The organism is Microbacterium suaedae, from assembly GCF_003254645.1.
GTDB lineage: Bacteria > Actinomycetota > Actinomycetes > Actinomycetales > Microbacteriaceae > Microbacterium > Microbacterium suaedae.
Genome location: NZ_PNFD01000002.1, coordinates 384,236 through 405,424 on the forward strand (window position 1 = coordinate 384,236; position 21,189 = coordinate 405,424).

At 68.4% G+C, this 21,189-nt stretch carries 24 protein-coding genes and 1 tRNA gene; 14 read left to right on the forward strand and 11 right to left on the reverse strand.

Going from position 1 to position 21,189, the window contains the following annotated elements; all coding sequences use genetic code 11:
• The first annotated feature begins 3 nt into the window (after window positions 1-3).
• Window positions 4-420: a nucleoside-diphosphate kinase gene (gene ndk / locus C0012_RS08425; RefSeq protein ID WP_110589051.1), complete on the forward strand. Its 417-nt coding sequence runs from the start codon at window positions 4-6 to the stop codon at window positions 418-420.
• A gap of 62 nt (window positions 421-482) precedes the next feature.
• Here the strand turns inward: ndk and C0012_RS08430 are convergent, their stop codons facing one another.
• Window positions 483-1,085 (reverse strand): vitamin K epoxide reductase family protein, encoded by a 603-nt coding sequence (locus C0012_RS08430; protein WP_110589050.1) that lies wholly within the window; start codon window positions 1,083-1,085, stop codon window positions 483-485.
• Between the two features lie 274 nt (window positions 1,086-1,359).
• On the opposite strand from C0012_RS08430, the gene C0012_RS08435 reads away from it, so the two are divergent.
• Window positions 1,360-3,744, forward strand: a complete 2,385-nt coding sequence (locus C0012_RS08435) for an Rne/Rng family ribonuclease (RefSeq protein WP_110589049.1) — start codon at window positions 1,360-1,362, stop codon at window positions 3,742-3,744.
• A 5-nt stretch (window positions 3,745-3,749) separates the two neighbouring features.
• Here C0012_RS08435 and C0012_RS08440 read toward each other — a convergent pair whose 3' ends face one another.
• A complete protein-coding gene (locus tag C0012_RS08440) occupies window positions 3,750-4,025 on the reverse strand; it encodes a DUF4031 domain-containing protein (protein WP_110589404.1) in 276 nt (91 codons plus the stop codon).
• 285 nt (window positions 4,026-4,310) lie between these two features.
• Between C0012_RS08440 and rplU the strand changes: the two genes are divergently transcribed.
• From rplU to C0012_RS08490, 10 genes are all read left to right on the forward strand, one after another.
• Window positions 4,311-4,619, forward strand: a complete 309-nt coding sequence (gene rplU, locus C0012_RS08445; RefSeq protein WP_110589048.1) for a 50S ribosomal protein L21 — start codon at window positions 4,311-4,313, stop codon at window positions 4,617-4,619.
• Between the two features lie 15 nt (window positions 4,620-4,634).
• Window positions 4,635-4,892 (forward strand): 50S ribosomal protein L27, encoded by a 258-nt coding sequence (gene rpmA, locus C0012_RS08450; protein ID WP_110589047.1) that lies wholly within the window; start codon window positions 4,635-4,637, stop codon window positions 4,890-4,892.
• A gap of 131 nt (window positions 4,893-5,023) precedes the next feature.
• Window positions 5,024-6,544, forward strand: a complete 1,521-nt coding sequence (obgE, locus tag C0012_RS08455) for a GTPase ObgE (protein WP_110589046.1) — start codon at window positions 5,024-5,026, stop codon at window positions 6,542-6,544.
• Complete coding sequence (proB, locus tag C0012_RS08460; RefSeq protein WP_110589045.1) at window positions 6,541-7,392, forward strand: glutamate 5-kinase; 852 nt, start codon at window positions 6,541-6,543, stop codon at window positions 7,390-7,392. The genes obgE and proB overlap by 4 nt, the downstream gene beginning before the upstream one ends.
• Entirely contained in the window at window positions 7,389-8,645 is a 1,257-nt protein-coding gene (locus C0012_RS08465) for a glutamate-5-semialdehyde dehydrogenase (protein WP_110589044.1), read from the forward strand. Before proB ends, C0012_RS08465 begins: the two co-directional genes overlap by 4 nt.
• Before the next feature lie 67 nt (window positions 8,646-8,712).
• A complete protein-coding gene (locus C0012_RS08470; protein ID WP_110589043.1) occupies window positions 8,713-8,916 on the forward strand; it encodes a hypothetical protein in 204 nt (67 codons plus the stop codon).
• Window positions 8,913-9,512 (forward strand): nicotinate-nucleotide adenylyltransferase, encoded by a 600-nt coding sequence (gene nadD / locus C0012_RS08475; protein WP_269777932.1) that lies wholly within the window; start codon window positions 8,913-8,915, stop codon window positions 9,510-9,512. The genes C0012_RS08470 and nadD overlap by 4 nt, the downstream gene beginning before the upstream one ends.
• Entirely contained in the window at window positions 9,509-10,474 is a 966-nt protein-coding gene (locus C0012_RS08480; protein WP_110589042.1) for a prolipoprotein diacylglyceryl transferase, read from the forward strand. Before nadD ends, C0012_RS08480 begins: the two co-directional genes overlap by 4 nt.
• A 17-nt stretch (window positions 10,475-10,491) precedes the next feature.
• Window positions 10,492-10,854, forward strand: a complete 363-nt coding sequence (rsfS, locus tag C0012_RS08485; RefSeq protein ID WP_110589402.1) for a ribosome silencing factor — start codon at window positions 10,492-10,494, stop codon at window positions 10,852-10,854.
• Window positions 10,855-10,910: 56 nt separating this feature from the next.
• Window positions 10,911-10,983, forward strand: a tRNA-Ala gene (locus C0012_RS08490).
• Between the two features lie 78 nt (window positions 10,984-11,061).
• Here the strand turns inward: C0012_RS08490 and C0012_RS08495 are convergent.
• The 6 genes from C0012_RS08495 to C0012_RS08520 are packed head-to-tail and all read right to left on the reverse strand — an operon-like array spanning window position 11,062 to window position 16,187.
• Entirely contained in the window at window positions 11,062-11,457 is a 396-nt protein-coding gene (locus tag C0012_RS08495; protein WP_110589041.1) for a YybH family protein, read from the reverse strand.
• Window positions 11,454-12,044, reverse strand: a complete 591-nt coding sequence (locus C0012_RS08500; protein WP_110589040.1) for a GNAT family N-acetyltransferase — start codon at window positions 12,042-12,044, stop codon at window positions 11,454-11,456. The genes C0012_RS08495 and C0012_RS08500 overlap by 4 nt, the downstream gene beginning before the upstream one ends.
• A 19-nt stretch (window positions 12,045-12,063) precedes the next feature.
• Entirely contained in the window at window positions 12,064-13,323 is a 1,260-nt protein-coding gene (locus C0012_RS08505) for an amidohydrolase family protein (RefSeq protein WP_110589039.1), read from the reverse strand.
• A gap of 31 nt (window positions 13,324-13,354) precedes the next feature.
• Complete coding sequence (locus C0012_RS08510; protein WP_110589038.1) at window positions 13,355-14,098, reverse strand: pyrimidine reductase family protein; 744 nt, start codon at window positions 14,096-14,098, stop codon at window positions 13,355-13,357.
• Entirely contained in the window at window positions 14,095-14,916 is an 822-nt protein-coding gene (folP, locus tag C0012_RS08515; protein WP_110589401.1) for a dihydropteroate synthase, read from the reverse strand. The genes C0012_RS08510 and folP overlap by 4 nt, the downstream gene beginning before the upstream one ends.
• Window positions 14,917-14,966: 50 nt before the next feature.
• The gene (locus C0012_RS08520; protein ID WP_110589037.1) at window positions 14,967-16,187 is read right to left on the reverse strand and encodes an NAD(P)/FAD-dependent oxidoreductase; all 1,221 of its coding nucleotides are present in this window, start codon (window positions 16,185-16,187) and stop codon (window positions 14,967-14,969) included.
• A 102-nt stretch (window positions 16,188-16,289) separates the two neighbouring features.
• On the opposite strand from C0012_RS08520, the gene C0012_RS08525 reads away from it, so the two are divergent.
• Window positions 16,290-17,519: an MFS transporter gene (locus C0012_RS08525; protein ID WP_198411102.1), complete on the forward strand. Its 1,230-nt coding sequence runs from the start codon at window positions 16,290-16,292 to the stop codon at window positions 17,517-17,519.
• A gap of 47 nt (window positions 17,520-17,566) precedes the next feature.
• Here the strand turns inward: C0012_RS08525 and C0012_RS08530 are convergent, their stop codons facing one another.
• Entirely contained in the window at window positions 17,567-18,040 is a 474-nt protein-coding gene (locus C0012_RS08530; RefSeq protein ID WP_110589036.1) for a tRNA (cytidine(34)-2'-O)-methyltransferase, read from the reverse strand.
• 110 nt (window positions 18,041-18,150) lie between these two features.
• Between C0012_RS08530 and C0012_RS08535 the strand changes: the two genes are divergently transcribed.
• Window positions 18,151-19,245 carry a fatty acid desaturase family protein gene (locus C0012_RS08535; RefSeq protein WP_110589035.1) on the forward strand — a complete coding sequence of 365 codons (1,095 nt, stop codon included), beginning with the start codon at window positions 18,151-18,153 and terminating at the stop codon, window positions 19,243-19,245.
• A gap of 109 nt (window positions 19,246-19,354) precedes the next feature.
• Here the strand turns inward: C0012_RS08535 and C0012_RS08540 are convergent, their stop codons facing one another.
• A complete protein-coding gene (locus tag C0012_RS08540; protein WP_110589034.1) occupies window positions 19,355-20,017 on the reverse strand; it encodes a DsbA family oxidoreductase in 663 nt (220 codons plus the stop codon).
• Between the two features lie 53 nt (window positions 20,018-20,070).
• A complete protein-coding gene (locus C0012_RS08545; protein ID WP_110589033.1) occupies window positions 20,071-21,135 on the reverse strand; it encodes an FUSC family protein in 1,065 nt (354 codons plus the stop codon).
• Window positions 21,136-21,189: the final 54 nt, after the last annotated feature.

Below are 21,189 nucleotides of genomic sequence, written 5' to 3' on the forward strand. Positions count from 1 at the left end.
CCCATGGCTACAGAAGAGACCCTCGTCCTCGTCAAGCCCGACGGCGTGGCGCGCGGCCTGACCGGCCAGATCCTCGCCCGTATCGAGGCGAAGGGATACGAGATCGTCGACATCCGCAAGTTCACGCCCGCTCGCGAGGTGCTGGCGGCGCACTATGCAGAACACGAGGGCAAGCCGTTCTACGAGCCGCTGATCGAGTTCATGATGTCGGGCGACGTCGTCGCGGTGCGTGTCGCCGGCCACCGCGTCATCGAGGGCTTCCGCTCGTTGGCTGGCGCAACCGAGCCGACGACCGCGGCTCCCGGCACCATCCGCGGCGATCTCGGTCGGGACTGGGGCCTCAAGGTGCAGCAGAACCTCGTGCACGGCTCGGACAGCCCCGAGTCGGCCGAGCGCGAGCTCGCGCTCTGGTTCTCCTGAGCCGCTGAACGACGAACGGCGCCCCACGCGATGCGTGGGGCGCCGTTCGTCGTTCGGAGGGATCAGCCGAAGATGTAGTCGAGCACCTGGGGAAGCCGCACGACGGCGATGATCGCGACGATGGCGTACGACACGGTCGCGAGCAGCGGGAGCCATCCCATGAGGGTTCCTGCGGTTCGTCGCAGGCTGTTCGGGAGGGGGATCGCCCCGATGCGTGCGCTGTGGAGGACCACAGCGTAGAACGAGGGGATCGTGACGACCCACGTGACCATGCACCACGGGCAGAGGGTGCCGATGAAGAAGATGCTCTGCCAGATGAGCCAGCAGACGAAGCCGAACGCGAACGTCATGCCGACGGAGAACAGCGCCCAGAACCACTTCGAGAAGCGCGCGCCGGCGAGGAGAGCCATGCCGACGACAAGGGGCGCCATCCAGCCGACGAGCCCGATGAGCGGGTTCGGGAAGCCGAACACGGATCCCTGCGGCGCATTCAGGTTTGCGCCGCACTGCACGAGCGGATTGAAGTCGCACGCCGCGACATGGGTCGGATCGACGAGCACCTCGAACTTCTCGATGGTCAGTGCGAACGCGGCGATGAGGCCGATCACTCCGGCGGCGACGAGCCAGATGGCGAGCGCCGTGGGGCGCTTCTGCGTCTGATGCATGGATCCAGTCTTCCACCGAGACGCCGAATGCGACGCGCCGGGACCCGTGAGACAGGTGGGAATGCGCGGATCGGCGCCGAGGTGAGATAATGGCTTCGGATCCTCGCCGCGTGCGCGCCTCGAGGAGCTGAGAAGAAGACTTCGGAGCAACGGATGCTCCGCGCGATCAGAGCCGACCAGGCCGGTCGCAGACCAGTGAGAAGCTGATCCGCCAGGCGCGAGACAGCACGATTTCCACGGGTGAGAGACCGCCCGTGCAGGGAGTTCGCCAGAGATGGCCGAAGAAAACAACGACACCAACGACACGACATCGCAGGGCGACACGGCGATCGAAGAGCGCGACGCGCCGCACGCGCCGGAGTCCGGAGCCGGGACCACCGCAGCCGCGGAGGAAGCGCACGGAGCAGTCTCGGAGGGGACGGCGGGGGCCGAGGCAGGCGAGCCTGCCGCCGAGAAGGAGCCCGATGAGCCCGCGATCCCGACGGCTGTGAGCCTCGGTCTGCTGCCCGAGAACTTTGTCTCGCGCGTGTCGACCGCGCTCAGCTTCTATGCGCCCGATGTGCGCCTTCTGCCGCCGCTGGAGTCCTTCGACGAGCCGCGGCGAGATGAGCGCCGCGACGACGGACAGGACGAGGGCGGCGGCCGATCGTCACGTCGTCGCCGGCGACGCGGCGGATCCGGATCCGACTCCGGTGGCGATTCGGGCGGGCGCAAGCGCGTCGTCGAGGTCGTCGACGAGCCGCAGCGGATCAAGGGCTCGACGCGGCTCGAGGCGAAGAAGCAGCGTCGTCGCGACGGGCGCGAGGCGGGTCGCCGCCGGACGGTGGTGACGGAGGCCGAGTTCCTCGCGAGGCGCGAGGCCGTCGATCGCCAGATGGTCGTGCGCTCGAAGCAGGGCCGCACGCAGATCGGCGTGCTGGAAGACGGTGTGCTCGTCGAGCACTATGTCGCCCGTGCGCAGGATGCGTCCCTGATCGGCAACGTCTACCTCGGCCGCGTGCAGAACGTGCTGCCGAGCATGGAAGCGGCGTTCGTCGACATCGGGCGCGGACGCAACGCGGTGCTCTACTCGGGCGAGGTCGACTGGGATGCCGTCGAGACCGGCAATCAGCCCCGCCGCATCGAGCTCGCGCTCAAGCCGGGAGACAGGGTCCTCGTGCAGGTCACGAAGGATCCGGTGGGACACAAGGGCGCGCGCCTGACGAGTCAGATTTCGCTGCCGGGCCGATACCTCGTGTACGTGCCGGGCGGATCGATGAACGGCATCTCGCGCAAGCTCCCCGATACGGAGCGGTCGCGCCTGAAGAAGATCCTCAAGAAGGTGCTCCCCGAATCGGCCGGCGTCATCGTGCGCACGGCAGCGGAAGGGGCGACGGAGGAGCAGCTCACGCGCGATGTGAATCGGCTGACGCAGCAGTGGGAGCACATCCAGAAGCAGGTCGAGAAGGGCAGCGTGCCGAACCTTCTGCACAGCGAGCCCGATCTGCTCGTCAAGATCGTCCGGGACGTCTTCAACGAAGACTTCCAGAAGATGATCATCCAGGGCGCCGATGTGCAGAACACGATCACGAGCTATCTCGAGTCCGTTGCGCCAGACCTGCTCGAACGCGTCGAAGAGCATGCGGGCGACGATGACCCGTTCGATGAGCACCGAATCACCGAGCAGATCGAGAAGGCCCTCGACCGTAAGGTGTGGCTGCCTTCGGGTGGCTCGCTCGTGATCGACCGTACAGAGGCCATGACGGTGATCGACGTGAACACCGGCAAGTTCGTCGGCACGGGCGGGAATCTCGAGGAGACCGTCACGAAGAACAACCTCGAGGCGGCCGAAGAGATCGTGCGTCAGCTGCGACTGCGCGACATCGGCGGGATCATCGTGGTCGATTTCATCGACATGGTTCTCGAATCGAACCGTGACCTCGTGCTGCGCCGGCTCGTCGAGTGCCTGAGTCGCGACCGCACGAAGCACCAGGTGGCCGAGGTCACCTCGCTCGGTCTTGTGCAGATGACCCGCAAGAAGCTCGGCCTGGGTCTTCTCGAGACCTTCAGTGAGGCGTGCGAGGTCTGCGCGGGCCGGGGCGTCATCGTGCACCACGACCCCGTGACGAAGCACCGTTCGGCGAACAGCGGAGGCGGCGGTCGTCGCTCGCGTGGGGGATCGAATGGCGGCGGCAAGGGCCGCAGCGGGGGACAGAAGAACGAGCGCTCGAATGAGAAGGACGAGCCCGTCGCGCCTGTCAATACCGAGGGGGCCAAGTCGGCTCTTGCGAAGATCGCTGCGTCGACGATCGCGAAGGACGAGGCCGCGGAGAACGAGGGGCAGGACTCTGCTCCCGCTTCCACACCCGCGTCGTCGCCCGCTGTCGCGCCCGCATCATTGGATCAGCTGGCGGGTGTGCTGCCGGAGGGGCCGCGCGGCGCCGAGGCGTCCGACGATCAGGCCGACGAGCGCCCGCGGAAGCCTCGTCGTCGCCGCGCCTCTGACAAGGGCGGTTCGACAGCGCCGAAGGGCGAGCCTGCGAATCTGCTGGACTCGGTTCTCGAGGCGCTCCCGGAGCCCAAGGCGCCGGGGCAGGGTCGCGGTCGGCGGCGCGTCACGACGGCGGCACTGACCGGCACAGCCGTTCCCGTCGGCCCGGCGAGCGACGACAAGAGCTGACGTCGTCAGTGCGCGTCCGGGCGATCCTTCGCCCGGACGCGGAGGCCCGAGGCGATGAGGGCGCGTGTGAGCTCGCCTCCTGAGACGGGCCGTGCACCCGCTGCGACGAGTCGGCCGATCGCCTCTTCGGGCACGTCGTAGTGGTCGAGGTCGAACGCGCGCCGAGGGATGTCGGTGCGTTCTGCGAAGGCGTGCAGCTCGTCGAGGTTGCGGTCGCTGATGAGGTGGGACCACAGGCGGCCGTGTGCGGGCCAGAGGGGAGTGTCGACGAGAATAGTCATATTCACCAGCATAGAACTCTCCGGGCGTCCTGGGCGGCTTTGCGCGACGCGCCGCCGGTGCTGATTCGGAGATTCCCGCTGGAATCAGGTAAAGTGGTCCGCTGGTGCGTCCCCTGTCGCGCGCTCTCCCACTGGCGGCGCGGCGGAGACCTGACAGATGCACCCCGCACAACCAGTGCGGTGCAATCAGTGAGTGCCCAGCTCGGTTCCCTCGGAGCGAGGCGCCCAGACTTCCCGTGAGATTCGGATGGCCGAAGGGCCGTCCCCAATGAAACAGGTATCAACGTGGTTTACGCAGTTGTTCGCGCCGGTGGCCGGCAGGAGAAGGTCGAGGTCGGTTCGGTGATCACGCTCGACCGTGTCCAGGCTGCCGAGGGTGAGTCGATCGAGCTGCCCGCCGTCCTCTTCGTCGACGGCGACAACGTGACGACCGACGCCGACGCGCTGTCGAAGGTCACGGTCACGGCCGAGGTCGTCTCCGATCTCCGCGGCCCGAAGATCGTCATCCAGAAGTACAAGAACAAGACCGGCTACAAGAAGCGCCAGGGCCACCGTCAGGAGCTCACGCGCGTCAAGGTCACCGGCATTAAGTAAGGCGGAGAGGCTGACATGGCACATAAGAAGGGCGCAAGCTCCACTCGCAACGGTCGTGACTCGAACGCGCAGCGCCTCGGCGTGAAGCGCTTCGGCGGCCAGGACGTCAACGCAGGCGAGATCCTCGTGCGCCAGCGCGGAACGCACTTCCACCCGGGCGCGAACGTCGGGCGCGGCGGCGACGACACTCTGTTCGCTCTCGCAGCGGGCGCTGTCGAGTTCGGCAGCAAGGGCGGCCGCAAGGTCGTCAACGTGGTGGCCGCAGCCGAGTAATCGCCGGCATCACACGCAATCTGCATCCAGAACGGGGGCGGGCTGACGCTCGCCCCCGTTCTGCGTAGCGTCGGTCAGTCCGCGCACGTCACAATGGGGTCCGAGAACCCCGAGATCCGAGAAGAGGCACCATGGTCACGTTCGTCGACGAGGTCACCCTGCACCTGCGGGCGGGCAGCGGCGGCAACGGCTGCGTGTCGGTTCGTCGCGAGAAGTTCAAGCCGCTCGCCGGCCCCGACGGGGGAAACGGTGGTGACGGGGGCGACATCGTCCTCGTCGCCGATACGCAGACCACAACGCTGCTCGGCTATCACCACTCGCCGCACCGTCGCTCCGAGAACGGTGGCTTCGGCATGGGGGACATGCGCTCTGGTGCGCATGGTCAAGACCTCGAGCTCCCGGTTCCGGTCGGCACGGTCGTGAAGGACTCGTCGGGCGATGTTCTCGTCGACCTCGATGAGGCCGGCATGCGGTTCATCGCGGCTCCGGGCGGGCAGGGTGGGCTCGGAAACGCGGCCCTCTCTTCGCCGAAGCGCAAGGCCCCGGGCTTCGCGCTGCTCGGCACGCCGGGCTGGGAGGGCGACCTCGTCCTGGAGCTGAAGACGCTCGCGGATGTCGCGCTCGTAGGATTCCCGTCGGCCGGCAAGTCGAGCCTCGTCGCCGCCGTATCGGCCGCCCGTCCGAAGATCGCCGACTACCCGTTCACGACGCTCCACCCGAATCTCGGAGTCGTGCAGGCCGGCGACGTGCGCTTCACGGTCGCCGACGTTCCCGGCCTCATCGAAGGGGCGAGTGAAGGACGCGGGCTCGGACTCGAGTTCCTCCGCCACGTCGAGCGCTGCACGGCCCTCGTGCACGTGCTCGACTGCGCCACGCTCGAGCCGGGTCGCGACCCGGTCAGCGACCTCGAGACCATCCGCCGCGAGCTCGGGAGCTACCCCGTTCCGGAGGGGCAGCTGCCGCTTCTCGAGCGACCGCAGCTCGTCGTGCTGAACAAGATCGATGTGCCCGAGGCCGAGGAACTCGCCGCGTTCGTGCGAGCCGATATCGAGGCGCTCGGCTACCGCGTCTTCGAGATCTCGACTGTCGCCCATCGCGGCCTGCGGGAGCTCACCTTCGCCCTCGCCGAGATCGTCGAGGAGCATCGCACGACGATCTCGACCGACGAGCCGCGCGAGCGCGTGGTCATCCGTCCGAAGGGTTCCCGGCGCGAGTTCACCGTGACGGCCGAGGGCGGCACCTACGGCACGACCTTCCGCATCCGCGGCGAGAAGCCAGAGCGCTGGGTGCAGCAGACTGATTTCCAGAACGACGAGGCCGTCGGCTATCTCGCCGACCGCCTCGAGAAGATCGGCATCGAAGACGCGCTCGTTCGCGCGGGTGCCGTCCCGGGTTCGCCCGTCGTCATCGGTGACGGCGACGGCGTCGTCTTCGACTGGGATCCGGCTCTCAGCTCGGCAGCCGAGCTCACGCAGGCGCCGCGCGGCACGGATCCCCGCCTCGATGGCACGCACCGTCGCACGACGGCGGAGCGCCGCGACGCATACAAGGCCAGGCAGGACGCGCGCACGATCGAGCGCGCACTGGAAGAAGAGCGACGCCTCGCTCGCAGAGACGAGGACGCGCTCGAAGGGATGGATGGTACAGAGTGACGGCACAAGCACGTCAGGATCTGGCAACCGCGAAGAGAATCGTCGTCAAGGTCGGTTCGTCGTCGATCAGTGGAGATGCGTCGTGGCGCATCGACATGCTCGCCGACGCGATCATCGAGGCGCGTTCACGAGGGCAGGAGATCATCCTGGTCTCGTCCGGCGCGATCGCAACGGCGGTTTCGCTGATGGACCTCGGGACGGGCAAGCCGTCCGACCTCGCGACACAGCAGGCCGCCGCGGCGGTCGGGCAGAACGCGCTGCTCTGGCGCTGGCAGTCGAGCCTCGACCGGTTCGGCGTCCTCGCCGGGCAGGTGCTGCTCACGCTGAGCGACATGCAGAACAGCACCCCGCGGAGCAACGCGCGCCGCGCGATCGACCGCATGCTGACGCTCGGCGTCCTGCCGATCGTCAACGAGAACGACGCGGTCGCGACGCACGAGATCCGGTTCGGTGACAACGACCGGCTCTCGGCACTCGTCGCGCACCTCATGAAGGCCGACGCGCTCGTCCTTCTCAGCGATATCACGGCCCTGTACACGGCTCCGCCGGACCGCGAGGGCTCACACCCGATCGACACGATCGAGGTCGATGACGATCTGCGCCAGTTCGAGTTCGGCGGCAAGGTCGTCAACAGCGTCGGCACGGGAGGCGCGGCGACCAAGGCTACGGCCGGTCGCCTGGCGCAGGAGCACGGAGTGGGCGCGCTCGTCACGAGCGCCGACAACATCTCCGATGCCCTCGCGGGCCACGACATCGGGACCTGGTTCGCGCCGGCCGCGACGGGACACCCGAAGACGGAGGCGATCTCCGTGATTCTGCAGGACGACGAGAATGAGGAGGATCGATGACCATCACCGACGCACCCGAAGCCCGTTTCGCCCTCGCCAAGAAGTCCGCGCGAAGCGTCGCCGCGCTCACGAGCACGCAGAAGTCTGACGCTCTGCACGCGATCGCCGACGCCCTGATCGCAAACGAGGAGCGGATCGTCGCCGCCAACGCCGAGGATCTCGAGCGCGGCCGCGAGAAGCAGATCGGCGACTCGCTGCTCGATCGCCTCGCGCTCTCGTCGGAGCGCATCGCGGCGCTCGCTGACGCGACGCGTCAGGTTGCGGCACTCCCGGATCCCATCGGTCAGGTCGTGCGCGGCGAGCGCATGGCGAACGGGATCCGCCTGGAGCAGATCCGCGTTCCGTTCGGCGTCGTGGGCGCGATCTACGAGGCCCGTCCGAACGTGACGGTCGACATCGCGGCGCTCGCGCTGCGATCCGGAAACGCGGTCGTGCTCCGTGGCGGCAGCGCCGCGATGAGCTCGAACATGGCGCTCGTGGCGATCATGCGCGATGCGCTCGAGACGCAGGGCATCGACCCCGAGGCGATTCAGACGGTCGACGAGTTCGGCCGCGAGGGCGCGAACGCTCTCATGACGGGGCGTGGATTCATCGACGTGCTCGTTCCGCGCGGATCGGCGGCCCTCATCGAGACCGTTGTGACGAAGTCGACCGTTCCGGTCATCGAGACGGGCGCGGGCAATGTGCACGTCGTCCTCGATTCCACGGCTCCCGACGACTGGGCGCGCGACATCACCGTCAACTCCAAGACGCATCGCGTGAGCGTGTGCAACTCGGCGGAGAGCGTCCTCGTGCTGCGAGACGCAGCCGAGCGTCTCGTTCCGAGTGTCGTCGGCGCACTTCAGGAGGCCGGCGTCACGGTGCATGGCGACGAGGTGGTCCAGCAGCTTGCGAACGACATCGTTCCCGCGACGGAGGACGACTGGGGAACGGAATACCTCAGCCTCGACATCGCGATGAAGGTCGTCGACACGCTCGACGAGGCCATCGAACACATCGATCGCTACAGCACGCACCACACCGAGACGATCGTGACGACCGACGTGCGCAACGCCGAGAAGTTCCTCGCCGAGGTCGATTCGGCGGCGGTGTACGTCAACACGTCGACCCGCTTCACCGACGGTGGCGAGTACGGATTCGGTGCAGAGGTTGGCATCTCGACGCAGAAGCTCCACGCGCGCGGACCCATGGGGCTGCCCGAGCTCACGAGCACGAAGTGGATCGGACGTGGCGCCGGCCAGATCCGCCCCTGAGCGGTTCTGCGGCCCTCAGGCGATAGTCTGAGAAACGACGATCCCCCATCTTTCGAACGGAGACAGGATGCACATCGCCTCCGCGCTTTCGCACATCGCGGCCGAGACCGAGCACCACGGCAATGTGGCGCTTGAGACGCTTCCCTACGGCGTCGTAGCCATCGCCGTGTTCGGCGTGCTCGCCCTCATCGCGGCGTCGTACCGAAACGTCGCGAACCGCCACGCGGATCCCGCCCCGCACACCGACGAGCAGCCGTCGGCTCAGCAGTGACCGGCTCGTCGCGGCCCGTTCGCATCGGGGTGATGGGCGGGACGTTCGATCCCATCCATCACGGCCACCTTGTGGCTGCGAGCGAGGTCGCGACGAGCTTCAGTCTCGATGAGGTCGTCTTCGTCCCGACGGGAACCCCGTGGCACAAGCCCGAGGTCTCGCCGGCACAGCAACGCTACGAGATGACGGTCATCGCGACGGCGTCGAACCCGAGCTTCACTGTGAGTCGGGTCGACGTCGATCGGGCGGGGCCGACCTACACGGTCGACACCCTGCGCGATCTGCAGAAGGAACGACCGGGTGCGGAGCTGTTCTTCATCACGGGGGCCGACGCCGTGGCGCAGATTCTCAGCTGGCGCGATCATGATGAGCTGTGGGAGCTCGCGCGATTCGTTGCCGTCACCCGGCCGGGTCATGACCTCGACGTCGCCGACCTGCCGAGCGATCGCGTCAGTCTTCTCGAGATCCCGGCGCTGGCGATATCGTCGACGGACTGCCGGACTCGGGTCGAAGGGGGATTGCCCGTGTGGTACCTGGTTCCCGACGGCGTCGTCCAGTACATCGCCAAACATCATCTTTATCGGAGCAGGGTATGAGCACATCGGGCGAGCAGGGAAGGCGACCGCTGACGCGGCGCGAGCTGCGCGAGCTGCGCGCGAAGGGCGGTGAGCCCGCGGTCCGCGAGGCTCTCGACGCGGCGTCTGCCGAGGATCCCCCTGCCGCACCCGGCCCGCACGTGGTGGCGAGCGTCCCGCAGGATGCCGAGTCACCGCACGCGCTCACCCGCAAGGAGCTGCGTCGGCTGCGCACCAACGAGGTGCCGATCGTCTCGGCCGACGACGCCGCATCCTCGTCCGAGGATGCCGCAGTCTCCTCCGACGGCGAGACGACACCCCACGATGCTTCCGGAGACGTCGCGGCGACGGGGGAGCGGCATCCCCAGTCGATCGATGCCATCGACTCTCCGTCCGAAGACGAGGCGCCGTCCGTTCAGGACGAGGAACAGCCTTCCCCGCAGGCCACTGCGTCTGTGCCTGCCGACGTTAAAGACGCGTCGGTCGTGGCGATGGCGGAGGCTGAGAAGCCCGCGGGTACGGACGACGCCGCTCGCGCAGACGACACGGTCGATTCCGCGCCGGCTCTGAACCCGAGCTTCGGCGCGGGAGTCGGCGAGACGCAGCGAGAGCCCGAGGCGGCCTCCTTCGACGACCTCATGGGGCAGTACGCGACGACGTCGCCGAGCTCGATCATCATGACGAGCTCGCACCGGCTGCCCGAGGGGCTCGGTTCGGAGGGCGCAGCGAAGGGCACGACCGATGGTCGAGAGGCTGATGCTGTGCTCGTCGACGGCGAGCTGCCTGCGAGCTCCTCGCCGACACCCATCGCGGCGTCGGCTGCCATCTCGACCCAGAAGGGCGCTCACGATGTGATGCGCCCGCCCGCGCCCGAGAAGGGCCGCGGCCTGCTCTTCGCCCTCGGCATCACGGCGGGGATCCTCGGGATCGTCGCCGTCGGAACCCTCGCCACCCTCTACTTCACGGGAGCCTTCAACCAGTGAATCCCTCATCCGTCGACATGCTCCAGACCGCCGCCGCGGCCGCCGACAAGATGGGTGGTGAAGACCTCGTCGCGCTCGACGTCTCGCAGCCGATGCCGCTCGCCGACATCTTCCTCATCGTGACGGGACGCTCTGAGCGCAACGCCGGCGCGATCTCCGACGAGATCGAGCGCGAACTCCACAAGGCCGGGCACAAGCTGCTGCGCCGCGAGGGAAAGGCCGAGGGTCGGTGGATCCTCTGCGACTTCGGCGATCTCGTCGTGCACGTGTTCCATCGCGAGGAGCGCGAGTTCTACGGCCTCGAGCGTCTCTGGAAGGACTGCCCGACGGTGCCGTTCGAGCTCCCGACACGCCCGTCGAACGAGCCCGATTTCACCTGATCTCGCGAGCTGTTGTAAGCTATATGAGTTGCCCGCGAGGGTGAAAAACAAAAAATGGGCCCATGGCGCAGCTGGTAGCGCACCTGCATGGCATGCAGGGGGTCGCGGGTTCGAGTCCCGCTGGGTCCACATAAGTTGAGCAAGTTGAAGCCTGCCCCGTCTGATGACGGGGCAGGCTTCTGCTTCACGCGCAGGGTGTTGCCGAGATCAGAGTAGGAAGACCTCGTCGGAGTCCCCGCTGACCCCACTCAGGTGCTCGTGTGTCAGCAGCCATCCTTCTGCGGTTCGAGCGAAGACGTTCGTGGCGCGACCGATGCCACTTCGCGCCTCTCCGTCAATGGTCCCCGTCCAGTGATATGCGTACACGGCTACGGCCGTATCGGTTCCGCGAGCTACCCACGTGACATTCGAGGCCCAGTACCGCTCGTCAGGGAGCAGCGCCCAGGTGCGTTCGAAGTACGCCCTGATCGAGGTCATGCCGACGCAGGTCGCATCCCCGAAGAAGTACACCGCGTCGGGGGCGAGGCACTCCGCAACCTCGTCGAAGTCGTGCGTATTCGTCGCTGCCAGGTACGCGTCCAGCGCGTCGTCCACGCGTGTCATCGTCGCGTCCTCGCGCTGTCGGGGGCAGAGTCGTTCAACGTCGCGGTCAGCCTCCAGATCGGCGGTCGCTCGGGGTCGTCGCGCTGGGCGTCGATGACGAACCCGTGGCGTTCGTAGAGGCGCACGTTCCTCGGGTCGGAGGTCTCCAGCGCGATCAGCGAGCCACCCCGCTGCGCGACTTCCCTCACGGCAAACGTGATCAGGGCCGACGCGTACCCGCGACCCTGGCTATCTGGCCTGACTCCGAGGGTCTCTAATCGCCACGCATGCGGCGGTGGTTCGGTGTGCTCGAGACGGGCGGCACGGTCGCCGTGCAACTCGAGGATGCGGTCGATCACACCTTGTCCCGGCGCGGGTGCTTCCGGCGGTAGAACGGCGATCACCCCGTCCCTATCGACGGTCACGGCGACGAGACCGTGCGTGTGTGCGTAGTCGAGATAGAGCCCCTGCAGCTCGCGCAGCCGATCGGCGTAGCCGCTTTCGGGGATGACGTAGCGGGTCCACGGGTAGTGCTCGAACGCGGCTGCGAGCGTGTCTGCCGCAGCGGCGAGATCTTCCGGGCGCGCATGTTTGATCGGAGTCGTCACTGTTCGCTCCCTGGGCCGCTCACGCCGGTACTCCGCTTTCGGCATCCGGTCGCCTGTGCACGATGCCGTCCTTCATGACGAAGTCGACCCGTCCCGTGGCCTCGATATCGGTGAGGGGGTTGCCGGGCATCGCGATGAGGTCGGCGATCCTGCCTTCGGCGATCACGCCGAGATTGTCGAGTCCGAGCATCTCGGCGGCCACGCTCGTCGCCGCCTTGAGCGCGCGCAGCTCGCTGATGCCGTGGGAGACCATTGCGGGGAACTCGCGCCAATTGTCGGCGTGGGGGAACATGCCGGCGTCGGTGCCGAATGCGATCTTCACCTCGCTGGCCGCGAGGTGTTCGGCGCCCGAGAGGATAGCCGACTGGTGCTTCTGGAACTTCTCCTGCTCGAATCGCGGCTTGCGCTTCCAGTGTTCTGCGTCGAACGCCATCTGCGCGTCGTTGACGACCGTGTACTGGGTCGGGACGAGAAACACCCCGGCGTCTTCGATCATCTTCAGCGAGTCCGCTGACGCGAGATTCCCGTGCTCGATGCTGCGCACCCCGGCCTTCACGGCCCTGCGCACGCCCTCGTCTCCGTAGCAGTGCGGGGTCACGGGCCGGCCCAGGTCGCGGGCGGTCTCGACGAGGACGCTCATCTCCTCCTGGGTGTAGGTGATCTGCTCCGGATCGTCGGAGGGGCTGGAGAATCCGCCGGTCGCTCCGAACTTGATCCAGTCGGCCCCCGCGCGGATCTCCTGCCGGACCCGCGTGCGGATCTCGTCCGGACCGTCGGCGGCGGCGAGTTCCATGGCGCGGTTCAGGGGTTGATAGTGGTCGGCCAGCAGGCCCGAGAAGTCGCCGTGGCCGCCGCGGGCGGAAAGCAGATGCGGGGCGACGAGCATGCGCGGACCGGCGACGAGTCCGGCATCGATGGCGTTTCGCAGATCGATCGTGGCGTAGTGAGGATCACCGGCTGCGAGGTCGCGGATCGTCGTGAAGCCGTTGCGGAGCAGCGTCTCGAGGACGGGCAGGCTGCGGAGCGCGGTCGCCGCGCCCGACGAACTCATGGCGCTGGTGATGTCTGGCGACACCGCCACGTGGGTGTGGCAGTCCATGAACCCGGGAGTCAGCGTGTGCCCGGCGAGATCGACGACGTCCGTGCCCGGCGGGGCTTCGATTCCGGGGCCGACGGCCACGATCCGTCCGTCGGTGACGAGCACCTCCTGGCCCGCCTCCGCGGCGTCGGCCAGGCCATCCCAGACCAGGGCTCCTCGGAGCAGAGTCGACGAAGTCATGGCGTTCCCCTTCACTCTCGTTTCGTGCGTTTCACCCGCGCACGTAGCGCAGCAGAAGCTCGTCGCGCGCTCGCAGGACGGACGCGAGGCGCATCGACGTCGGCGCGGATTGGGTATCGCCGGCGATCCGGGCCGCATCGCCTCCCTCGAGTGTCGGTGCGAGCGTCAGGCACAGCTCGTCGACGATTCCCGCGGTCAGGCACGCGCCGAAGAACGACGGTCCGCCCTCGCTGTGGATCCGCGTGCACCCGCGCGCCGCGAGATCGTCGCGAAGCGCGCGGAGGTCGACGCTCTCGTCGCCGGTCACGACCACGTCGGCGACCGGTTCGAGTGCCGCGCGTCGCTCGGATGGCGCGCTCGCCACCGTGTAGACGACCGGCCGTACGGGCGCGTCGGCGAAGACGGGGGAAGTCGGATCCACGTGGAGCGAGCGGGTCACGAGCGCGAAGACCGGGTGCGGGGCGAGGCCCTGACTCTCGCGCCAACGCGCGGATGCGTCATCGAGTCGCATCGCTCCGTAACCCTCCGCGCGTGCGGTCCCCGCGGCGACGAGGACCGCGTGAGCGGGGCGGCGGAGCAGGTCGAAGACGCGATGGTCGGCCTCGTCGCCCAGACCCGCCGAGAGCTCCTCGCGCGTGGCCGCACCGTCGAGGCTGGAGACGAAGTTCATCCTCAGCCACGCCTGGTCCGCCGGGAACGCGTATGCCGCGAGGAGAGCCTCGTCGTCCAGATCAGCGTCGGGGTTCGGCCAGAGACGGTCGATGCGCGGGCTCATACGTTCCTCGTGGGGTGCGTGTTGTGCTCCATCCGGGCCGGTTCGCGCCAGCCGAGGATCGCCTCGGTCATCCGCGCCGCATCGACGGCCGCCGCGACGTCGTGCATTCGCACGATCCGCGCGCCGCGCTCGATGCTGCTGACCATTGCCGCGAGCGAGCCTGCGAGCCGCATCTCTTTGGCACGGTCGAGGGTCTCGCCGATGAAGTCCTTGTTCGACACGGCGACGAGCAGCGGCGGCCCGATCTCCGCGATCTCGGCGAGTCGCCGGGTGAGCTCCAGCGAGTGCGCGGTGTTCTTATCAAGGTCGTGTCCCGGATCCACGATGATGCGGTTCTCCGGCACGCCTGCGTCGATCGCCCGCTCGGTCCGGGCGAGAAGGAAGTCCCGCACCTCGCGCACGACGTCATCGAAGCGGGCCGCGGGCTTCTCGACGCGGGGCGGCCCGACGCTGTGCGTGATCACGACGTGCGCATCGCTGTCGGCGATCACACGGGCCATCTCCGGGTCGCCGAGCCCGCTCGTGTCGTTGACGACCGACGCACCAGCCGCAATGGCCGCCGCGGCCACCGAGGCTCGATTCGTATCGACCGAGATGACGACGTCGCTTGTCTCCGCGATCCGCTCGACGACCGGGACGACCCGCTCGATCTCCTCGGGGACCGAGACGGACGGACCGCGCCCGAAAGGGACGCCCCCCACGTCGACCCAATCGGCGCCGAGTTCGGCGGCGCGACCGGCCGCAGCGACGGCCCGGTCGAGGGCGAACGTCGCACCCTCGTCGAAGAACGAATCGGGTGTGCGGTTCACGACCGCCATGACCGCGATCTGGCGCGCGAAGTCGAACTCGCGCCGGCCGATACGCCGAATCACGCGATCGATGCCAGGTCGATGGCCGAATCAGCGAGCTGGGTGCGGTCGACGGCGACCCGATCCCGGATCAGGCGCTGCACCTGATACTGCACGTCCCAGATGTTGACGTTCATGCCGGCGACGACGCGATCGCCCTGCACCCAGAAGGCGATGAACTCACCGGATCGGCGGTCACCGCGGACGACGACCTCGGCGTCGTCAGCGAGTGGCGCGTAGCCGGAGTACTCCATGCCGAGGTCGTACTGATCGGTGAAGAAATACGGCACATCGTCGAGCGCGGCGTCGCGCCCGAGCATCGAGGCGGCCGCGACCTTGCCGCTCGCGATCGCGTTCGCCCAGTGCTCGCTCCGCAGGCGAGCTCCGAGCACCGGGTGGAAGGCGTTCGCCGCGTCGCCCGCCGCGAAGATCCCCTCGACCGAGGTGCGCATGCTCTCGTCGACGAGGATCCCGCCGTCGATCGCGGCACCGGCCGTCTCGGCCAGTTCGGTGTCGGGAACGGCGCCGATGCCGACGATCACCACATCGGCGGGAACGAGCTCACGATCGGTGCGCACGCCCGTCGCGGAGTCGCCTGATCCGGTCTCGATGGCGAGCACCTGGCGCTCGAGCAGGAAGGTGACGCCGTGGTCCTCGTGGAGTTCGCGGAACACCCCGCCCATCTCGTCGCCGAGCGCGGCAGCCAGCGGCGCCCGGCTCCGGGTCACGACCGTCACTTCGTTGCCGTATCCGCGCGCGGCAGCCGCGAGCTCGAGCCCGATCCACCCGGATCCGACGCAGACGACGCGACGCCCGCCCTCGGCGAGCGAGGCGCGCAGCGCATCGGCGTCGTCGAGAGTGCGGAACGTGTGCACTCCGGGGGCGTCCCCGCCGGGGACGGGGAGCGGGCGCGGAGTCGCGCCCGTCGCGATCAGGATCTGATCGAATGCGAGCGATGTGCCGTCGTCGAGCTCGACCCGGCCCTCCGCGATGCCGCGCGCGGCGACGCCGAGGTGCGGCGTGACGTCGTACTCGGCCTCCCACCCCTCCGCGTGCACGAAGACGCTCTCGCGATCGTCGGCGCCCGTGAGGTAGCCCTTCGACAGCGGCGGTCGTTCATAGGGGCGACGCGGCTCGGCGGCGACCAGATCGATGGCGCCGTCGAAGCCGAGAGAGCGGAGCTCGGAGACCGCGGTCGCCGCGGCGAGGCCTCCTCCGATGACCACGAAACGTGTCGGCATGGTTCCTCCTCCCTCGTGTCAGCCTATGCCCGTCTGTGTGATCGTGGCGAGACCGAGTTCGGGCGCGATGCCGATGTCGCCTCCGTCCGCGAGAATCGAAGGATGCGTGAGACGACCGACCCGCCGCCGATCCGTTCCGGATCAGTGTGGCGCGTTCCCGGGATGTCGGCGCTGCTCGCGATGTCGGCGCTCGGGTTCTCCGGCTACGCACTGCTGCTGCCGACCGCCCCGCTCTGGGCACGGCACGGTGGCGCCGACGAAGCGGGGGCGGGGCTCGTCAACGCCGTGCTCATGCTCGCGACGGTTCTCGTGCAGACGGTGGTCCCGTGGGCGCTGCGGACACTCGGATGGCGAGTCACGATGATCGCCGGGATGCTTCTGCTCGGCGCCCCGTCAGCGATGCTCGCGCTCTCCGACGCGCTCTGGGCGGTGCTGGCCGTCTCCGCCGTGCGCGGCGCCGGCTTCGCCGTGCTGACGGTGTGCGGCGCGAGCGCGGTCGCGCACCTCGTCGCTGCTCCCCGACGCGGTCGTGCGATCGGTGCCTACGGGCTGTCGATCGCACTGCCGCAGTTCCTGCTCACGCCGACATCGGCATGGCTCGCGGAGTCCGTGGACTTCCGAGTCGTGTTCGCGCTCGGCTGCCTGCCGGTCATTGCCGCGCCCTTCGCCGCATTGCTCGGGGCCCGCATCGATCGGCGAGGCGAAGAGGACGAGGAAGAGAGCTCCGACGGGCCGGTGGGGCCGGGACGACTGATTCTCGCGCTCGCGGTTCCTTCTCTGGTGCTGCTCGCCATCACGACGCCGGGCGGCGCGATCATCTCGTTCGCCCCGCAATTCGGATACGGCGCGCTCACGGTGGTGATCGGTCTCTTCGCCTTCACAGGCGCAACCGCCTTCACGAGGTGGCTGGCGGGTGGCTTCGCCGACCAATTCGGCCCGCACCGATTCATCGCCCCGCTGCTCGTCGTCGGCGCGGCAGGTCTCGCCGTCGCGGCATGGGCCGTGCTGGCTCCGGACGACCGCCCCATCGCCCTCGTCGTCGGCGTGACGCTCGTGGGTGCCGCGTACGGCGCCCTGCAGAATCTGACCCTTGTCGTGTCGTTTGCCGCCGTACCGAACCGGCTGCGCAATGTCGCGAGCACGACGTGGAACATCGGCTTCGACGCCGGCACCGGTCTCGGATCCCTCGTCGTCGGCTTCATCGCGGCGGGCACGAGCTTCGCCGTGGGGTTGGCGACGACGGCAGCGTTCTGTCTCGTCGTCGCGGTGCTCTACGCGGTCGCTACGGCTCGTCGACGGCGCCGCGCGAGGGCGGAACCGCCCGCGTTCTGACGCCCGCGGTCTTGCCGCCGATGCGGCGTGCGCTCGGAGGCGGCGGGTCAGAGGCCGCCGTCGAAGCCGTTCTGCCGCCAGGCCTCGTACGTCGCAATCGCGGCGGCGTTCGAGAGATTGAGCGAGCGCGCGCCGGGGACCATGGGGATCCGCACGCGGTCCGTCACGCGATCGTGCCGCAGCACCTCGTCGGGGAGTCCGTCGGGCTCGCATCCGAACAGCAGCGCATCGCCCGAACGGTAGGAGACATCCGTGAAGGACCTGTCCGTGTGGCCAGTGAAGGCGCAGACTCGCCCCGAACCGTGTTCGTTCAGGAAGGCGAGGGCCGCGTCGAGATCGCTGTGCACGCGGACGCGCGCGAGGTCGTGATAATCCAGGCCCGCGCGACGCAGCTTCGCATCCGAGAGGTCGAAGCCGAGGGGCTCCACGAGATGGAGGGTGGAGCCTGTGACAGCCGCGAGGCGAATGGCGTTGCCCGTGTTCGGGGGGATCCGCGGCTCATGGAAGACGATGTGGAACACGACGCCTCACCGTACCCGGCTCTCCTGAAGAGGAGGGCGGCATCCATGCGACGTCACATTCCCCCTGCAGGCGGAACGAGGGGCGTAGCCTCGAACGAAGGAGGCGCATCATGGCCACCGTCCGCAGAACCATCCCGACCGATGTCCGTCGCACGGGCGGACGCGGCACCAGCGACTTCTCCGAGCTGGCGAAGAGGATCCGCGATCGGGGATTCCTCCGGCACCGCTACGGCTACTACTGGACGAAGCTCGTCGGCCTGCCGCTCGCGCTCGCCATCGCAATCGCCGGATTCGTCTGGATCGGCGACACCTGGTGGCAGCTATTCACCGCAGCGCTCCTCGCGATCATCTTCACGCAGATCGCCTTCCTCGGCCACGATGCGGCTCACCGCCAGATCTTCGTCTCGGGCCGGTGGAACGACTGGATCAGCCTTATCCTCGGCGATCTGTTCGTGGGGATGAGCTACGGCTGGTGGCGCCATAAGCACACGAGACACCACGCGAACCCCAACCGGGTCGGCGCGGATCCCGACATCGAGCTGCCCGTCATCGCCGTCTCGGGCGAGGAGTCCGAGCGTCGTCGGGGTCGGGTGCTGGGCTGGTTGCGCGCCCACCAGGGGCTGTTCTTCTTCCCGATCCTGCTTCTCGAGGGCGTCTCCCTGCACGCCTCGGGTGTGCGCCGCGTCGCGACGCGCGAGCATCTGGATCGGCGCTGGGTCGAGATCGGGATGCTCAGCGTCCGACTCATCGGATTCACCGCACTTGTGTTCTTCGTGCTCTCGCCGGGCATCGCCGCCACCTTCCTCGCGGTGCAGCTGGGCGTGTTCGGGTTCTATATGGGCGTCGCGTTCGCGCCGAACCACAAGGGCATGCCGATCGTGCCGCGTCATCTGAAGCTCGACTTCCTGCGTCGGCAGGTGATGATGAGCAGGAACATCCGCGGCGGCCGCGTGATCGATATCGCGATGGGCGGGCTCAACTATCAGATCGAGCACCACCTCTTCCCGTCGATGCCGCGCCCGCACCTGCGCCGCGCGGCCCCCGTCATCGCCGACTACTGCCGCGAGCGCGACGTCCCGTACACACAGACGAGCCTGTTCAGCTCGTACGCGATCGTCGTCCGCTACATCAACCGCGTCGGCCTCGGCGAACGCGACGTGTTCACGTGCCCTCTGGTGGAGCAGCGCAGCCACCTGGGGGCGTAGGCACGCTCAGCTCTCTTCCTCCGATGCCGCGGGAACCTCGCACACACCCGACTCGGCGTCGCAGACGACCCCGGGAGTGGTGACGAACGCGAGGGGCTGGGGGAGCGGATCACGCATTGCGCTGCTCCCAGGCCTGTGAGATGGCCTGTCCGTATGTCTCGGTCGGGACAGCGCCGGGAATCCCGAGGCGCCGATCGAGCACCGTGAACGGTACTCCCCGGGCACCGAGCGCCTGCGCCTCGGCCTGGTCGGAGCGCACCTCGTCGGCGTAGCGGTCGGAAGCGAGCACGTCGCGCACCTCGTCCTCGGGCACACCGGCCTCGGTCGCGATCCGCACGGCGGTCTCGTGCGAGAACGCGTCCGGGGTGCCGCCGAAGAGCTCACGCTGCATGGCCTTCATCACGCGCCATCCGGCTCCGTGGGACTCGGCGAGCTTGACGACCCGCAGGTGGTCGAGGGTGTTCCGCACCGCGTGATCGACCTCGTACGCGAGCCCCTCCTCGCGGGCGAGCGCCTGCACCTGCTCTTCCATGCCGCGCGCCTCGTCGAGGGACTTTCCGTACTTCTCCGCGAGATAGGCGACCGTCGACCGAGGCTCCTCCGGCGCGTCAGGGTCGAGCTGGAAGGCGCGGATCCGTACGTCGATCCGGTCGCCGTGCTCAGAGGCCTCCATCGCCTTCTCCAGGCGCTCGTCGCCGATGTAGCACCAGGGGCAGAGCACATCGCTCCAGACCTCGATCGTGAGGGTGTCGGCAGCGGATTCGGTCGTCATGTGGGGTCTCCATCTCTTGGGGCGTCCCCGGTTCAAACGCGGGGCGCCGCGCACTATTCCCCGCTCGCGCCCGATGCGGGCCGCGGTTCGTCGGTCAGCTCGCCGTGGATGCGGTGCAGATCCTCGAGGAGCGATCCGATGAGGATCCAGTGATCGCCCGATGGGGTCGCGACGCTGTAGGGGCGCGTGAGGGCGGGCATCGTCGTCGTGACCGGAGCGTCGCCGAGGGCGCCCGCTCGGCGGATGGCCAGCTTCACGTCGTGGGCCGCGCGGCGCAGCTGCTCGGCGATCCCGATCACGGCGGGCTCGCCGGAGAGCGCGTCGTCGTAGCGATCGTAGAAGGCGCGGGTCATGCCGATGATCTGCGTGACGACCGGGCCCACGCGGTCGACGAGGTCGCGGACCTCCCGGAGCTCTCGCCGGTGCCGGCGCCCGCGCGGGTTCAGCGACAGCGAGTTGCTCGCATCGTCGATCGCCTTCTCCGCCGCCTCGCGCATGGGACGCAGCAGGCGGGCGGTGACGAGAAGCTCGGCACGTTCGGAGGGCGACTGCGGCGACTCGAGCGCCTGTGCGAGCCGCTCCATGGCCGCGGCCAGTTCGTCGCCGAGGGCATCGAGCGCGCGATGCGCGGGCGCGACGGCGACGGGCGGGACCAGGGCGAGATTCACGACGAAGCCGATGATCGCGCCGATGATCGTCTCGCCCACGCGGGTGACGGCGTATCCGGGTGTCGCCGCGCCGAGAGCGAGCACGAGCAGCGCGCTGATGCCGACCTGATTCGTGGTTCCGGGCGTCATCTTGAGTGCCCACGCGATCAGCAGCGAGAGCGCGATCGCCGCGACCACGACCCACGAGGAGGGACCGAGCACGAGGCCGAGAATCGAGGCGATCACGACGCCGACGAGGACGCCCGTCGAACGTTCGACGGCCTTCTCCAGAGACTGATTGAGACTCGGCTGCACGACGAGGAGCGCCGCGATCGCCGCGAAGACGGGAGCGGGGCCATCGGGGATGAGGAGCAGCGAGATCAGCCATGCGCCGCCCGCCGCGACCGCAGACTTGATGATCTGCAGCAGGGGCGACCTGCGCTGCGCGCGGATCGCCGCGATCACGTTCATGGATCCACCGTATTGCGCGCGGTGGGGCGATGGGGCAGGAACAGCCTTCGACAG

Bases quoted from the DNA above. Each gene is read 5' to 3' on its own strand.
- ndk (WP_110589051.1), top strand. From the start codon at position 4: ATGGCTACAGAAGAGACCCTCGTCCTCGTCAAGCCCGACGGCGTGGCG.
- C0012_RS08430 (WP_110589050.1), bottom strand. From the start codon at position 1,085: ATGCATCAGACGCAGAAGCGCCCCACGGCGCTCGCCATCTGGCTCGTC.
- C0012_RS08435 (WP_110589049.1), top strand. From the start codon at position 1,360: ATGGCCGAAGAAAACAACGACACCAACGACACGACATCGCAGGGCGAC.
- C0012_RS08440 (WP_110589404.1), bottom strand. From the start codon at position 4,025: ATGACTATTCTCGTCGACACTCCCCTCTGGCCCGCACACGGCCGCCTG.
- rpmA (WP_110589047.1), top strand. From the start codon at position 4,635: ATGGCACATAAGAAGGGCGCAAGCTCCACTCGCAACGGTCGTGACTCG.
- obgE (WP_110589046.1), top strand. From the start codon at position 5,024: ATGGTCACGTTCGTCGACGAGGTCACCCTGCACCTGCGGGCGGGCAGC.
- C0012_RS08465 (WP_110589044.1), top strand. From the start codon at position 7,389: ATGACCATCACCGACGCACCCGAAGCCCGTTTCGCCCTCGCCAAGAAG.
- C0012_RS08470 (WP_110589043.1), top strand. From the start codon at position 8,713: ATGCACATCGCCTCCGCGCTTTCGCACATCGCGGCCGAGACCGAGCAC.
- C0012_RS08480 (WP_110589042.1), top strand. From the start codon at position 9,509: ATGAGCACATCGGGCGAGCAGGGAAGGCGACCGCTGACGCGGCGCGAG.
- rsfS (WP_110589402.1), top strand. From the start codon at position 10,492: ATGCTCCAGACCGCCGCCGCGGCCGCCGACAAGATGGGTGGTGAAGAC.
- C0012_RS08495 (WP_110589041.1), bottom strand. From the start codon at position 11,457: ATGACACGCGTGGACGACGCGCTGGACGCGTACCTGGCAGCGACGAAT.
- C0012_RS08505 (WP_110589039.1), bottom strand. From the start codon at position 13,323: ATGACTTCGTCGACTCTGCTCCGAGGAGCCCTGGTCTGGGATGGCCTG.
- C0012_RS08510 (WP_110589038.1), bottom strand. From the start codon at position 14,098: ATGAGCCCGCGCATCGACCGTCTCTGGCCGAACCCCGACGCTGATCTG.
- folP (WP_110589401.1), bottom strand. From the start codon at position 14,916: ATGGCGGTCGTGAACCGCACACCCGATTCGTTCTTCGACGAGGGTGCG.
- C0012_RS08520 (WP_110589037.1), bottom strand. From the start codon at position 16,187: ATGCCGACACGTTTCGTGGTCATCGGAGGAGGCCTCGCCGCGGCGACC.
- C0012_RS08525 (WP_198411102.1), top strand. From the start codon at position 16,290: ATGCGTGAGACGACCGACCCGCCGCCGATCCGTTCCGGATCAGTGTGG.
- C0012_RS08535 (WP_110589035.1), top strand. From the start codon at position 18,151: ATGGCCACCGTCCGCAGAACCATCCCGACCGATGTCCGTCGCACGGGC.
- C0012_RS08540 (WP_110589034.1), bottom strand. From the start codon at position 20,017: ATGACGACCGAATCCGCTGCCGACACCCTCACGATCGAGGTCTGGAGC.
- C0012_RS08545 (WP_110589033.1), bottom strand. From the start codon at position 21,135: ATGAACGTGATCGCGGCGATCCGCGCGCAGCGCAGGTCGCCCCTGCTG.